Annotated in this window: 13 protein-coding genes; 11 read left to right on the forward strand and 2 right to left on the reverse strand. The window is 65.4% G+C overall.

Annotated elements, in window-relative coordinates:
• Nucleotides 1-406, forward strand: a 406-nt coding sequence (locus tag EOD07_RS04885; RefSeq protein WP_127234182.1) for an SDR family oxidoreductase, incomplete at its 5' end; no start/stop codon positions are given.
• A 118-nt stretch (nucleotides 407-524) separates the two neighbouring features.
• On the opposite strand, the gene EOD07_RS04890 is transcribed toward EOD07_RS04885, so the two are convergent.
• Entirely contained in the window at nucleotides 525-1,421 is an 897-nt protein-coding gene (locus EOD07_RS04890; protein ID WP_127234183.1) for a LysR family transcriptional regulator, read from the reverse strand.
• A 278-nt stretch (nucleotides 1,422-1,699) separates the two neighbouring features.
• Here EOD07_RS04890 and EOD07_RS04895 point away from each other — a divergent pair, with 278 nt between their 5' ends.
• Together EOD07_RS04895 and EOD07_RS04900 are read left to right on the forward strand one after the other, a co-directional pair.
• Nucleotides 1,700-2,434, forward strand: a complete 735-nt coding sequence (locus EOD07_RS04895) for an SDR family oxidoreductase (RefSeq protein ID WP_127234184.1) — start codon at nucleotides 1,700-1,702, stop codon at nucleotides 2,432-2,434.
• A gap of 183 nt (nucleotides 2,435-2,617) precedes the next feature.
• Nucleotides 2,618-3,217, forward strand: coding sequence for an NADPH-dependent F420 reductase (locus EOD07_RS04900; RefSeq protein ID WP_127234185.1), 600 nt, complete (start codon nucleotides 2,618-2,620; stop codon nucleotides 3,215-3,217).
• 128 nt (nucleotides 3,218-3,345) lie between these two features.
• Here the strand turns inward: EOD07_RS04900 and tssH are convergent, their stop codons facing one another.
• Nucleotides 3,346-6,177: a type VI secretion system ATPase TssH gene (gene tssH / locus EOD07_RS04905; RefSeq protein WP_127234186.1), complete on the reverse strand. Its 2,832-nt coding sequence runs from the start codon at nucleotides 6,175-6,177 to the stop codon at nucleotides 3,346-3,348.
• A gap of 332 nt (nucleotides 6,178-6,509) precedes the next feature.
• Between tssH and tssA the strand changes: the two genes are divergently transcribed.
• From tssA to EOD07_RS04945, 8 genes are all read left to right on the forward strand, one after another.
• Nucleotides 6,510-7,685: a type VI secretion system protein TssA gene (gene tssA, locus EOD07_RS04910; RefSeq protein WP_127234187.1), complete on the forward strand. Its 1,176-nt coding sequence runs from the start codon at nucleotides 6,510-6,512 to the stop codon at nucleotides 7,683-7,685.
• 5 nt (nucleotides 7,686-7,690) lie between these two features.
• Complete coding sequence (gene tssB, locus EOD07_RS04915) at nucleotides 7,691-8,227, forward strand: type VI secretion system contractile sheath small subunit (protein WP_040985731.1); 537 nt, start codon at nucleotides 7,691-7,693, stop codon at nucleotides 8,225-8,227.
• Nucleotides 8,228-8,230: 3 nt separating this feature from the next.
• Nucleotides 8,231-9,736 (forward strand): type VI secretion system contractile sheath large subunit, encoded by a 1,506-nt coding sequence (gene tssC, locus EOD07_RS04920; protein ID WP_010910844.1) that lies wholly within the window; start codon nucleotides 8,231-8,233, stop codon nucleotides 9,734-9,736.
• Nucleotides 9,737-9,804: 68 nt separating this feature from the next.
• On the forward strand, nucleotides 9,805-10,254 hold the full coding sequence (locus tag EOD07_RS04925; RefSeq protein WP_164772067.1) for an Hcp family type VI secretion system effector: 450 nt from the start codon (nucleotides 9,805-9,807) through the stop codon (nucleotides 10,252-10,254).
• On the forward strand, nucleotides 10,241-10,993 hold the full coding sequence (tssE, locus tag EOD07_RS04930; protein ID WP_127234188.1) for a type VI secretion system baseplate subunit TssE: 753 nt from the start codon (nucleotides 10,241-10,243) through the stop codon (nucleotides 10,991-10,993). The genes EOD07_RS04925 and tssE overlap by 14 nt, the downstream gene beginning before the upstream one ends.
• Nucleotide 10,994: 1 nt before the next feature.
• A complete protein-coding gene (gene tssF, locus EOD07_RS04935; RefSeq protein ID WP_127234189.1) occupies nucleotides 10,995-12,869 on the forward strand; it encodes a type VI secretion system baseplate subunit TssF in 1,875 nt (624 codons plus the stop codon).
• A complete protein-coding gene (gene tssG, locus EOD07_RS04940; protein WP_127234190.1) occupies nucleotides 12,833-13,900 on the forward strand; it encodes a type VI secretion system baseplate subunit TssG in 1,068 nt (355 codons plus the stop codon). Before tssF ends, tssG begins: the two co-directional genes overlap by 37 nt.
• Nucleotides 13,897-14,242, forward strand: a 346-nt coding sequence (locus tag EOD07_RS04945; protein ID WP_127234191.1) for an FHA domain-containing protein, incomplete at its 3' end; no start/stop codon positions are given. The genes tssG and EOD07_RS04945, both read left to right, overlap by 4 nt.

Below are 14,242 nucleotides of genomic sequence, written 5' to 3' on the forward strand. Positions count from 1 at the left end.
GTTCATGAGCGCGGTGGAGATCGTGCGGGCGGTGCTGCCTTCGATGCGCGAGAAGAAATGGGGCCGCGTGCTGTTCGTGACCTCCATCGCCGCGAAGGAGCCGATCAACCGCTTCGCGCTCTCCAACTCGCTGCGCGCCGGCATCCACGGACTGATCAACACGCTGAGCAAGGAAGAAGGAGCCAACGGCATCACCTTCAACGCGCTGATGCCGGGCTATACGCTGACCGAGAGGCTGGCGGATGCGAAGCTCGACCTGGAAAAGGTGAGCCAGGCGATACCCGCCAGGCGCATCGGCCGTCCCGAGGAGTTCGCGGCGCTGGCAGCCTTCCTAGCCTCCGACCGCGCCTCCTACATCACCGGCCAGGCCGTCGCCTGCGACGGCGGCGCGCTCTGGTCGATCTGAGGGCGTCGTTCCCTCACCACATTGGGGGACTACGCAGATCGAGCGACGACATTGGCCGGTCTCGCCATACGCGACTTTGCGGGCGCCCGAGACGGCGCCATCGGCGACCCGCCGCGCGTCAGTCCGGCGATGGGGACAGCCCCGCGAGAAGCGGCGCGTAGGCGGCGAGCCTGCGGGATACGAACTCGGCGAAGAGCCGCACGCGCTTGGTCTTGCGTGTTTCTCCCTGCGTAAGAAGCCAGAGCGTTCCGTACATGTGCAGGTCGGTGCCCTGCACCCTGACCAGCAAGGGGTCGGCATCGCCCACGAAGCACGGCAGCGTCGTGATCCCGAGCCCTTGCCGCACTGCAGCGATCTGCGCCTCGCCGTCCGTCGTCCTGAACGGAACCCCCGTGGTGCGAACCTCGCCCTCGCGAGCCCAGTCCGGAACTCCATGAATGCTTATGACGATCCACCGGATGGGATCAGGTGCGCCCGCATGCCATGCGGCTAGTCGATCGCGAGACATGTAGACGCCGCCGAACACCTCCGGTCCCTTCAGACCATGAAGATTGAGCGGAAGGGTTTTGCGATCGTAGACGACGCGGATTGCAACGTCGGCCTCCCGGTTGGTCAGATTTGCCAGCTCGCCGGACGACAGGATTTCCATCTCGATGTCCGGATGCAGACGCGCGAAATCGGCGAAGTCCCGCATGAGCAGGTGTGTCGCGAGGGGCGGCGCCAACGTCACCCGCAGAAGCCCGCGCACGCTCTGGTCACGCCCGAAGACGCGCGTCTCCAGCTGATGCGACGACGCTTCCATCTGGTTCGCGAGCTCGAGGACCTCCTCGCCCGCGGCCGTCAGGCGGTAGCCCGAAGGCAGCTTTTCGAACATGTGGGCCCCGAGGCGTTCCTCGAGCTGAGCGATGCGTCGCAGCACGGTCGAGTGATTCACTCCGAGGCGCCCGGCGGCAGCGCGCACCGAGCCTCCGCGCGCGACGGCAAGAAAGTAGCGAACGTCATCCCAGTCGATCATGGCCAGTCGATCATGGTGCAATCCGGCACCGCGCGGCGCGCCTTCCAAAGCCCGCATCTAACAGCAGAACGGGTGGTCATCATAGCCTGCGCCGACAAGCGCGGCTTAATTCCGAAGAGCGGACGCCGATCGTCGTCGCTGGCGTCAATCGTCCAGCCGGATCGATTTCGCACCACCGATATGCACGCTTCCACACTCAACGCCTGACTCCGGCCGCCCCATGTTGAGGGTCTCGGGAGTTACCCCGAACGACCAAGGATGGAGCCTGGAAGGAAGTCATGGGAAAGTTGGACGGTAAGGTTGCAGTCATCACGGGCGGATCGAGCGGCATGGCGCTGGCGAGCGCCAAGCGGTTCGTCGAGGAAGGCGCCTATGCTTTCATCACCGGCCGGAGGCAGGAGGCGCTCGACGAGGCCGTCAGGCTGATTGGCCGGAACGTGACCGGCGTGCGCGGCGACGCGGCCAATCTCGACGACCTCGACCGTCTGTTCGACACCGTCAAGCGGGAAAAGGGCAAGATCGACGTGCTGTACGCCAGCGCCGGCACGGGCGAGGCCGTCCCACTGGGCGAGATTACCGAGCAGCATTTCGATGCGACCTTCGGCCTGAATACGCGCGGCACGCTGTTCACGGTGCAAAAGGCGCTGCCGCTGTTCAACGATGGCGGATCGATCTTCATGACCGGATCAGTTGCCTCGGTGAAGGGTTTTCCTGGTTACAGTGTGTATGCGGCGAGCAAGGCGGCGTTGCACGCATTCGCACGCGGCTGGCTCAACGAGCTGAAGGGCAGGAATATCCGGGTGAACGTGCTGCACCCGGGGCCGATCGCCACACCGATGCAGGACCAAGTTCTCACCGAGGAGGCGAAGCGGATGTTCGAATCCCTGATCCCGCGGGGAAAGATGGGGCGTCCTGAGGAAATTGCGGCGGCCGCGGTGTTTCTTGCTTCTGACGATTCCAGCTTCGTGAACGGAGTGGAGCTGTCTGTCGACGGCGGCTTCTCGGCCATCTGAAATCGCGCCTGATCGCCGGGAATAGCGCATGGCGAAACGACTTCCACGCTGAATGGCCGGCCCGCCTGCGCGGAAGTCGTTCATGACGGGACGTCTACGCAAAGGTCGCCACACAGCGGAACAGATAACCCAGCGCCATTGAAGGCCGGGGAATCAACATCAACATGGATCGGAGAAACAATTATGAGCTACGCAATTGTAGGATTCGGTAAGATAGGCCAGGCCCTTGCCCGCGCCTTCGCCCGCAAAAACATCGACGTGACCATCGCGAGCCGCCGGCCGCCAGAGGCGTTGGCGCCTCAGGCTCGGGAGATTGGCCCCACGGTCGTCGCCAAGTCGCTGCGGGAAGCACTCGAGGCCGACACGATCATCCTGGCGGTCCCGTTCGGGGAGCATCGCGAGGTTGCGAAGGCACTGCCGAACTGGGAAGGCAAGACGATCATCGACGCCACGAACGCGTTTCCAGTCCCTGAGGAGCTGGACGGTCTCCCATCCTCCGCCTTCGTCGCGAAGGCGTTCACCGGCGCCAAGCTTGTCAAAGGGTTCAATCACCTGGTTGCGGCCACCCTGGCTGCCGATCCTATCGTCGAGGGCGGGCACAGGGTCGTCTTTCTGTCGAGCGACGACGAGGACGCGATCGCCCCCGTTGCGGCCTTGGCCAAACAACTCGGGTTCGCACCCGTCAAGCTGGGGAAGCTCAACGAGGGTGGCGCGCTGGTGCACGCGCACGGCCGCGCCTGGGGCCAACTCATCTTCCAGGATTTGTTCAAGAAGGAGCAGTAATCGATCTACGACCGTGTTCTCGTGAAGCACGATCCCCAGCGTCGGTCGTCCATGCGCTCAATGACATCAATGCGACGGCGCCCTCACTCCCTACAGTCGGCGAAGAGGACAGTGACCTCAATCGAGCTCTATTCGAACGAGTAGGTAAATCCTTCCGGCGACGCCTCCACGGTGACTTTCGCCATCTTCTTGCCCTCGAGCGAGCGGTTGAGCACGCCGCGGCTGAGTTCCGGCAGCAGCGTGTTGGTGAGGATGGCGTCGATCATGCGGCCGCCGGATTCGATTTCGGTGCAGCGCGCCTTGACCAGATCCATCACGCCGTCGCCGATCACCAGCTCGGCGTCGTTCGTGGCCTTGAGGCGCTTGGCGATCTTGCCGAACTGATGCCGGGCGATCGCCTCGATCATCGTGTCCGACAGCGGATAGTAGGGAATGGTCACCACGCGACCGAGGAAGGCGGCCGGGAAGACCTTCAGCAGCGGGGCGCGCAGCGCGGTGTCGAGATCGTCGATGCCGGTCCGCACCGTGCCGTTCTTCGTGCGATCCATGATGACGTCGGAGCCGACATTCGAGGTGAGCAGGATCAGCGTGTTCTTGAAGTCGATCCGGCGGCCTTCGCTGTCGTCCATCATGCCCTTGTCGAAGACCTGGAAGAAGATCTCGTGCACGTCGGGGTGCGCCTTCTCGACCTCGTCGAGCAGGATCACCGAATAGGGCTTCCTGCGCACCGCCTCGGTCAGGATGCCGCCCTTGCCGTAGCCGACATAACCGGGCGGCGCGCCCTTCAGCGTCGAGACGGTGTGCGCTTCCTGGAACTCCGACATGTTGATCGAGATCAGGTTTTGCTCGCCGCCATAGAGCGTCTCGGCCAGCGCCAGCGCGGTTTCGGTCTTGCCGACGCCGGAGGGACCGCAAAGCAGGAAGACGCCGACCGGCTTTTCCGGCGCGCCGAGGCCGGCGCGGCTGGTCTGCACGCGCCGGGCGATCATCTCCATCGCGTGGTCCTGGCCGACCACGCGCTCTGACAGGGTGGCGGCGAGCTTGAGCGCCTTCTCGGTCTGGCTGGAGAGCATGCGCCCGGTCGGGATACCGGTCCAATCCTGCACCACGGCGGCGATCGCGTTGCGGTCGACCGACGGCAGGATGAGCGGCGTCTCGCCTTGCGCCGCGGCAAGTTCGGCCATCAGTTCGCGCAGCCGCGCGAGGTCGGCGGCGGCTTCATCCTCGGGCTCGGCGGTCGCTGCTTCGGCCTTCGCAGCCTTGGCCGCCTTGGCTTTGGAGGCTTTGGCCTTCTTGGTCTCGTCAGCCTTGCTCTCGCCGATCTTGCTTTCGGGGAGCTTTTGCTCGGGCGCCTTTGCCGCGCCCTCCGCACTCGCCGTCTCCGCAGCGGCCTCTTCGCCCGCCGCCTCGTCGAGCGGCACGCCTTCGCCGCGTAGTTTGGCGCGCAGGTCGAGTATCTCGCTCACCAGCGCTTTTTCCCGGTCCCAGCGCGCCTGGGCTGCGGCCAGACTTGTCTCGGTTTCCGCCAGCCCGGCATCGACACGGGCCTGACGGTCGGCGACGTCGATGCCGATCGCCGCCTCGCGGCCGATGATGCCGCTCTCCACTTCGAGCGCCTGGCGGCGGCGCAGGATATCCTCGACTTCGGCCGGCGTCGCATGCTGCGAGACCGCGACGCGCGCGCAGGCGGTGTCGAGCAGGCTGACCGCTTTGTCCGGCAATTGCCTGGCCGGGATATAGCGGTGCGAAAGCGAAACCGCCGCCTCGATCGCTTCGTCCAGGATCTGCACCTTGTGGTGCTGCTCCAAGACCCCCGCGACGCCGCGCAGCATCAGCACGGCCACCGCTTCCGAGGGCTCATCGATCTTGACCACCTGGAAGCGACGGGTGAGCGCCGGGTCCTTCTCGATATGCTGCTTGTACTCGGCCCAGGTCGTAGCGGCGATGGTGCGGAGCTCGCCGCGCGCCAGCGCCGGCTTCAAGAGATTGGCCGCGTCGCCGGTCCCGGCCGCGCCGCCGGCGCCGATCAGCGTATGCGCCTCGTCGATAAACAGGATGATCGGCACCTCTGAGGCCTGGACCTCGTCGATCACCGCCTTCAGCCGCTTCTCGAACTCGCCCTTGACGCTGGCGCCTGCCTGCATCAGCCCGACATCGAGCATGCGGACGCTGACATTCTGCAGTGTCGGCGGCACGTCGCCCTGGGCGATGCGCAGCGCAAAACCCTCGACGACCGCCGTCTTGCCGACGCCGGCCTCGCCGGTCAGGATCGGGTTGTTTTGCCGGCGTCGCATCAGGATGTCGACGATCTGCCTGATCTCCGGATCGCGGCCGACCACCGGATCGATCTTGCCGTCGCGGGCGCGCTGGGTGAGATCTGTAGCGTACTTGGCTAAAGCCGAATCCCCGCCCGGACCGCGCTTCATCGGCGTCTCGGCAGCAGCGGCGGCAGGAGGTGAGCCGGCTTCGAGCGAGCCTTCGGTGACATCGGCGAAGCGGGAAATGACACCGTCGGCGTCGATCTTGTCGAACTCCGCGCTGATCTTGGACACCAGGCCTTCCAGCGCCGGCGTCTTCAGGCAGGCAAGCAGGATATGGGCGCTGCGCACCTCTTCGACGCCGAATTCCAGCGTCGCCAGGTTCCAGCCCTCCTGGATGGCGTGGAAGATATGGTCGGAGAATTCCTCCACCGAGGTGGCGCCATAGGGCAGCTTGTCGATGGCGCGCGTCATGTCGGCCGTCAGCCGGCTGACATCCAGTCCGGCGTCGGCGACGATCATCTGCACATCCGAGCGCTCGGACAGCACCAACTGCTGGATGAAATGGGCAAGCTCGACATAGGGATTGCCGCGCAGCTTGGCGGTGTCGGCCGCGGCCTTGAAGGCGCGCACCCCCGTGGCGTTGAGCTTGGCGACCAGTTCCTTACGCTTGAAGCTCTGCGATGACCGGCGCTGTTCCATCGAACCTGCTCCCGCAATCTGCCGACCGTACCCTGCCATATAAGCGGCTGCTTGACAAAGCCGTGTGACGGATAAGGCGTTTGGACCTATCCGGGCGGCACCGCCCGGTTACACAAGCCTTGCAAACTCGTGGCCAACAAACACGATTGCTGTCCGGGCTATGCGAGCCATTTCACATACCGGGCCCGGCAATCGCGCAATGGGTTTCGCCGAAGAGAACGGTCGCGTTTAGCTTCCGTTAGTTTTTGCGCAGATGCTCAATTGTCGTCGCATGAGGCCAGTGGTAACGTTACGTCACATAGGGGTCTCAGGGCCGCTGGCTGGGGGTTAGTGTGATTGATCTCGCACTCTGGCTGAATCCTCTGAACGGTGAGAATCCGTCGGGAGAGGACTTGCGTAACGACCCGGCCTTTCACGAGCTGGAGCGCCTGACCGAACCTCAGCTCAAAGTTGTCCATGACGGCAACGGCAAGCCCACATCGCAGTCCAGTCCGGTCGACTGGACGGCGGTGCTCGAAAGCGCCGACGAGCTGCGCTCCCGCGGCCGGGACCTGCGCCTGCTGGTCATCGTCGCACGGGCCTTAGCCAACGAAGAAGGGCTGGCCGGCCTCGCCCAGGGCCTGACGCTCATCGCCAGGACCTTCGACCAGCATTGGGACACGATGCATCCGGCATTGCGGGCGAACGCGCCGCCGCGCGACGCCGCCTTGCGCCGCATCAACGCGCTGCTCGATCTCCAGAATGCCCAGGAAGGCCTGCTGGCGAACCTGCGTGGAACCGTCTTCTTCTCGCCGCGCCAGGTCGGGCCGATCAGCGGACGCGACCTGGAACAGGGCGCGCTCGACGAGCGCGTCATGCTGCAGGAAGCGGCCTCGGGATTGAACGCCGCCGAGAAGGCGGCATTGGTAAGCGCGCACAACCAGTTGCTGAACCGGGTGCGCGCCGGATGCGCGGCGCAAATCGATCAGGCCGGCGAGGCGATGACGTCGCTGCTGGCCGACGCGCGTGCCGCGATCGCCGCCCTCGACGCCGTGGACGCCGCGCTCAACGCCCGCATCGAAGGCCATGGCGCCACCGTTCCGGAATTGAAGAAGTTCCTGCAGCGTTTGCTGACGACGCTGGAGCGGAATTCCGGTGCCGGCGCGACGGCCAACGGCGCCGCGAAGCCCGCTCCGCAGGCGGCAGCGGAGCCAGCAACGCCCGCCCGCAACGGTCATGGAGCCGAGACGATGGCAAGTGTGGCAAGCCCCGTGGAAGCGAGCGCCGGTCTACCGGACCGGATCAACTCGCGCGACGAAGTCGTCAAATGCCTCGACCTCGTCGTCGCCTTCTATGACCGTACCGAGCCGTCCAGCCCCATCCCGCATCTCGCCCGGCGCGTGCGCCGGATGGTGCACATGGATTTCGTGGAACTGATGGAAGATCTCGCCCCCTCGGGGCTGAAGGAATTCCGGCTGCTTGCCGGTGTCGCCGATCCCAAGAAGCCGGCCCAGAAGGATGAAAGGTAACCAGCATGCCAGCAGAGAGCAAAGCGAAGGTCATCGAAAGAAACCGCGCGCCGCGCGTGCAGATCGCCTACGACGTCGAAACCTACGGCAGCCCGACGACGATCGAACTGCCGTTCGTCATGGCCGTGATGGCCGACCTTGCCGGCGCGTCGCAGACCAAGGAGGCGTCGAAGTCGGTCCTCGACCGCAACTTCGTAGAGACCGACGCCAACCGCTTCCCGAAGTTCATGGAAGCGATGGGGCCACGCGTGAAGGCGCGGGTGAAGAACACCCTGCCGCAGGCCGAGGGCCAGGAGCGGGACGAAGAGCTCGCCATCGACCTCACCTTCTCCAAGATGGGCGATTTCGCGCCGGACAAGATCGCCGAGCAGGTCCCGCAACTGGCCGAGATCCTGAAGATGCGCCGGCAGCTCGAGGAGCTGCTGGGCTTCATGGACGGCCGCGTCGACGCCGAAAAGCGCATCGCGCAGCTTCTGAACAACGAGCCGCTGCTGAGCAAGATCGCCAGCCAGGCGATGGATGACGGCAAGGGCGAGGAGTAAGTCATGGCCGAACAGCAAAAGACCGCAGCCGCCACCGCCGAGGCGGAAGCCATCGATCTCGGCGAATTCAGCGGCCTCCTTGAAAAGGATTTCAAGGTCAAGAAGGACGACAGCGAGAAGCTGCAGCAACTGGTGCGCAACCTGGCCTTGGCCGCGCAATCGCGCTCCGAGACCACGACCATCTCGTCCAACGCGATCAAGTCGATCAAGTCGCTGATCGCCGGCATCGACAAGATGCTGACGACCCAGGTCAACGAAATCCTGCATGCGCCGGAAGTGCGCGAGATGGAAGGCACCTGGCGCGGCCTTTGGTACCTGATCAACAACACCGAGACGGATACCAAGCTGAAGATCCGGGTGATGAACATCTCCAAGGAGCAGCTGGCCGACACGCTGGAAGACTATGAAGGCCAGATGTGGGACCAGAGCCCGATCTTCAAGAAGGTCTACACGGACGAGTATTCGATGCTGGGCGGCGAGCCGATCGGCTGCATCATCGGCGCCTACGAGTTCTCGAACCACCCGCGCGACGTCGGCCTGCTGCGCAACATCTCCGGCGTCTGCGCCTCGGCGCATACGCCGTTCATCGCCGCCGCCTCGCCGCGGCTGTTCCGCATGGACAGCTGGCAGGAACTGCCGAACCCGCAGGACCTGCAGATGATCGTCAACAACCCGGCCTATGCCTCATGGCAGTCACTGCGCGAAAGCGAGGATGCCCGCTACATCGGGCTGACCATGCCGCGCGTGCTGGCGCGCCTGCCCTACGGCTCGGAAACCGTTCCGGTGAAGGGCTTCACCTTCGAGGAAGAGGTCGGCGGCGACCACAACAAATATGTCTGGATGAACGCCGCCTTCCCGATGGGCGTCAACATCAACCGCAGCCACAAGCTCTATGGCTGGGGCACGCAGATCCGCGGCGTCGAGAATGGCGGCACGGTGCTCAACCTGCCGGTGCACGCCTTCCCGACCGACGACGGCTCGATCGCGATGAAATGCCCGACCGAAGTCGCCATCGACGACCGGCGCGAGGCGGAGCTGGCGAAGCTCGGGCTGATGCCGATCCTGCACCGCAAGAACACCGACCTTGCGGCCTTCATCGGCGCGCATTCGCTGCAGGACGACGAGACGCGCGCCGGACGCCTGGTCGATCCGGACGCGCAGTCGAACGAGCGGCTCAGCGCCAACCTGCCCTACCTCTTCCCGGTCTCGCGCTTCGCGCACTACCTCAAGGCGATCGCGCGCGACAAGATCGGCTCGTTCAAGGAACGCACCGACATGGAGATCTGGTTGACCGAATGGATCAACCGGTACGTGCTGGCCAATCCAGCCTTTGCCGACGACAAGGCGCGCGCCAAGCGTCCGCTTGCCGCCGCCGAGGTCCAAGTCGACAGCGTCGAAGGCCGGCCCGGTTACTACAATGCCCGTTTCTATCTGCGTCCGCACTACCAGCTGGAAGGCATCAACGCCTCGCTCCGGCTGGTGTCGGAACTGCCGTCGGTGAAGGGCTGAAATCGTAAAGTCATCTTGTTTCGTAGCGGTGGAGAAAGACAATGCCAGACAGAACCGATGCGCCTTCGATGAAGATCGACGGCTTCCTGAAAGTCCCGGACATCAAGGGCCCGAGCAAGCGCGACGGCCATGAGGACGAGATCGAGATCCATGGCGTCGATTACAAGATGATCGCGCCCTATGACCCGAATTCCCTCTCGCGGCGCGGCCGCGTGTCGATGGGAATGATCAAATTCTTCAAGCATTACGACAAGTCGTCGCCCTACCTGAAGAAGGCCCTGTTCGAGAACAAGGCGCTGGACGAGGTGGTGTTTTCGGCACGCCGCACCATCGACGGCGAGACCAGCGACTATCTGGTCGTCACGCTCACCGATGCCTCGATCATGGAATACGACATGCGGCAGGCCCGTGACGAGGCGGACCTGATCGAGGAAGAGGTCAGCTTCGCCTACAAGAAGATCAAGTTCGTCTACGACAAGGACGACGAGATCGAAATGGACGTCTATGTCGGCAAGTGAGGCCAAACGGCCTGGCGCGAAAGCGCAGCTGGCCGGCAGCTCCCGGGCAAAACGCGAGGCGGTCCAGCCCTCCCTCTGGGATCGCCTCGTCAACGATTTGCCCGGGCTGACGTCGGAGATCGACGGGCTGCGCCGTCTGCTGGAAGAAGAACTCGGCGCCGAGCGCGTCGAGGCTCTTCTTGCCGGCAGCGCGCGTGTCATCGATGCCGATGCGGAATTGACGCCCGAACAGAAACGGCGACTGCACCGGCTGGTCTTCCAGACCGAGCATCGCGCCGAAATCGAAAACCGCGGCGTGGTGGTGTCGGCGCGGGTGCTCAGGGAAGCGGTCCGGCGCGACATCGAGGCCCTGTTCAACACCGAGCGTTTCGAGTCCGTACCGATGCTTTCCGATGCCGAACATGAGCAGCCCCTGGACGAATTGCCGCCGCTCGCCGACTTTCCGGAAGTGCGCCGCAGCGTCGTCAACTATGGTGTGCCGTCCTTTTCGGGCCGTTCGTCGCGGGATTTCGACCGCGATACCCTGGCGCGCGAGATCCGCGCGGTGCTCGCCACCTTCGAGCCGCGTCTCAAGGAAAGCGCGACGACCGTCAACGTCACGCTCGGCGACAAGAGCGTCGGCCTCAAGATCGAGATCGACGCCGTGCTGATCATGACGCCGACGCCGGAACGCATGCGGCTGCGCACCACGATCAATCTCGACAACGGCCTGGCGCGAACCGAATTCCGGGAGACCTGAGATGGATCGGGTCTTCGTGGAGTATTACGAAGAGGAACTGACCCATATCCGGGCGCTGGCCGCGGAATTCGCCGACATGCATCCGGCGGTCGCGCGCAACCTTTCCCTCGACACCGTCCCCTGCCCCGATCCCTATGTCGAACGGCTGCTCGACGGCGTTGCCTTCCTTGCCGCGCGCACCCGGCTCAAGGTCGACGCCGAGCGCTCGCGCTTCTCGCGCGCGGTGCTCGACGTGCTCTATCCGGACCTGGTGACGCCGGCGCCGGCGACGGCGATGGCCGTGCTGAAACCCGGACAGCAGGTGCAGTCGATGATCGCCGGCCACGCCGTCGCGCGCGGCACGCGGCTGGTCTCGGGCCTGCATCCGGGGTTGTCGACACGCTCGACCTTCACCACCGCGCAAGAGGTCACGCTGTGGCCGATCGCGATCACTTCGGTCAGCTATTTCCAGGACCGCAGCGCGCTGGCCGCCGCCGGCATCGCGCCGGTCGGCGGCGTGCGCGGCGAAGCGGCGTTCCGCATCGCGTTCGCGCGAACCGGAAAAGGCAAGCTCAGCGAATTGTCGCTCGACCGTCTCGACCTCTATTTTGCCGGGCGCACCAAGGCGCCGCTCCTCTTCGACGCGATCTTCGGCGCCTGCTCGGCCGTCGGCGCGCGGGCGGAAGGCAAGACCAATCCGCTCACGGCGCTGCCCGAGCCCGAAATGATCGGGATCCACGACGACGAAGCGCTGATGCCGCGCACCCGGCCGACCTTCGAGGGATACCGGCTGCTGCGCGAATATTTCATGATCCCCGAGCGCTTCCACTATGTGCGGGTCGCCGGCCTGCAGGCGGTGGTGCGCAAGTGCGATGGGGGAATGGAGATCATCTTTCTGTTCCGGCGGCCGGTGCCGGAGCTCGCCGATGTGACGCCGGCCGATTTCGAGCTGTTCGCAACGCCGATCATCAATCTCTTCGAACGCGAGTGCAACGTCATCGAGATCGATCCGCGCCGGACCCGGCAGGTCCTGCATGCCGATCGCACCCGGGCGCGCGACTTCGAGATCTTCCGCGTCACCCGGGTCGAGGACGCCGACGCCGAAGGCAGCGAAGCGGTCATTCCCGAATTGTTCAGCCTCGGGCAGAACCGCGGCAGCGGCTGGGTCTACTCGACGGAGCGGCGCCCGCGCCGGCCGACGGAGGACGAGCGGCGCGACGGCCTGACCCGCACCTCCTATACCGGCGACGACGTCTTTATCGCGGTCTCGCGCCCAGCGGGAAGCCCGGCGAACCGGCCGCTCAAGCGGCTTGACGTCATGGCGCTCTGCACCAACCGCGACCTGCCGATCCTGGACGACACGCCGACGCTGACGCTGGAGACCGCCGATCCGGTGGAAGCGGTGCGGCTGCTCGGCGCGCTGCGGCCGCCGCAGCCGGCGATCCCGGCAGCGCTGCCGGCGGGCGCCGAAGGCGAATCCCGCGCCGATAATCTCGCCTGGCGGCTGGTGGCGCAGCTCTCGCTCAATTTCCTCAGCCTCGCCAAGGAAGGCCGCGGCGTCGATCCGCTGCATGCCTTGCTCGACCTCTACGCCGATCGCGGCGATCCGAGCCTTGCCCGTAACGTGCATTCGATCACCCGCATCGACTCGCGCCCGGTGATCGAGCGGCTGAAGATCGACGGGCCGATGTGTTTCGGGCGCGGCACGGAGGTGACGCTGCATGTCGACCAGTCGGTCCTGGCGGGCCAGAGCACGCTGCTGCTCTCAGCCTTGTTGGCGCGGCTGTTCGCCCGCCATGCCGGGATAAACGGTTTCGTGCGGACGCGTACGCGGCTTCTGCAGAAGCAGGAGGATGTGCCATGGCCGATGACGCCCGGCAATCGCTACCTGATCTAGCGGCGCCCGCAACGCCAGCGGCCGACCCGCTGTCGGAGGGCTACGATTTCTTCGAGCTGCTGCGTCGCCTGGAGCAGCGGCGCGGACTGTTCGGGCACTCCGGAACCGCGGAGCGCGAGCCGGCAAGGCTTGGCCAGCATGTGCGGCTGAGCTTCTCGGCCCGGGATGTCGTCAAGTTCCAGGATGCCGGGGACAAGGCTCCGGCGCGGGTGACCGTCGCCAATCTCGGCCTGCTCGGGCCGGAAGGGCCGATGCCGCTGCATCTGACGCGCTGGGTGCTCGACCGGCTGTCGCAGCGCTGGTTCACCGGCGCCGATGCCGAGCAGACCAGCGACACGACCTTCGTCGACTTCGTCAACATCCTGCAACACCGCATGATCGCGCTCTATTACCGCGCATGGGCGGACGCGCATCCGGCGGTGCAGGTCGAACGTTCGGTCGGCGGGCGCGTGCGCGCCATGCTGGAAGCCATGGCGGGCATCGGCCTTCCCGGCACGCAGGATCCGGAGCTCGACACGGTGCGGCTGCGCCAGGCCGGATCGCTGGCCAATCAGGTCGACGGCGCCGAGCGGCTGACGCTGTTCCTCGCCACCGCTTTCAAGGTGCCGGTTGAGATCAAGGAATTCGTCGCCGCCTGGATCACCATTCCGAAGGCGCTGCAGAGCCGCATCGGCAAGGCCTATGCGTCGCTCGGCGGCGGCGCGACGATCGGCCCGCGCGTCTTCAGCCGGCAGAGCCGGATCGAGTTGCGCGTCGGCCCGCTCAGCCTCGACGACTTCAAGTCGTTCCTGCCCGGCGAACGGCGCCTTGCCTTGTTCAAGAAGGCGGTGCGCGACATGATCGGCGAAGCGCTCGACGTCGATCTCAGGATCGTGCTGGCGCGCGACGCGGTGCCTGCGCCGAAAATGGGAACCATCCAGCTCGGCCGGACCTCCTGGCTTTCACGCCCCGCCGAAAAGGGAGACGCCGACGATCTCAGGCTGCGCACCATCGTCGGCTGGCGGCCGGACATGGCGGAGGCGGCCGCATGAGCCTGCTGCTGACGCTCGAACAGGGTCCGCGCTCGCAAGTGGTCAGGCAGACCCGGCTGGACGAGGGCGAGCTGGTGATCGGCCGCAGCGCCGATGCCGGATGGCAGATCGACGACCCGGACATGTTCGTCTCGCGGGCGCACTGCAAGATCAGCGGCGGCCGCGACGGCTACTACGTCACCGACACGTCGAGCAGCGGATTGTTCATCGACGATTCCGACAGCCCGCTCGGCACCGGCAGGTCGACGCGACTGCAAAGCGGCATGCGGCTGCGCATGGGCGACTATGTGCTGCATGTCGAGGTACAATCCAGCGGCGGCCGCACTTCGATCGGCCAGGCGC

Source organism: Mesorhizobium sp. M2C.T.Ca.TU.002.02.1.1, assembly GCF_003997225.1.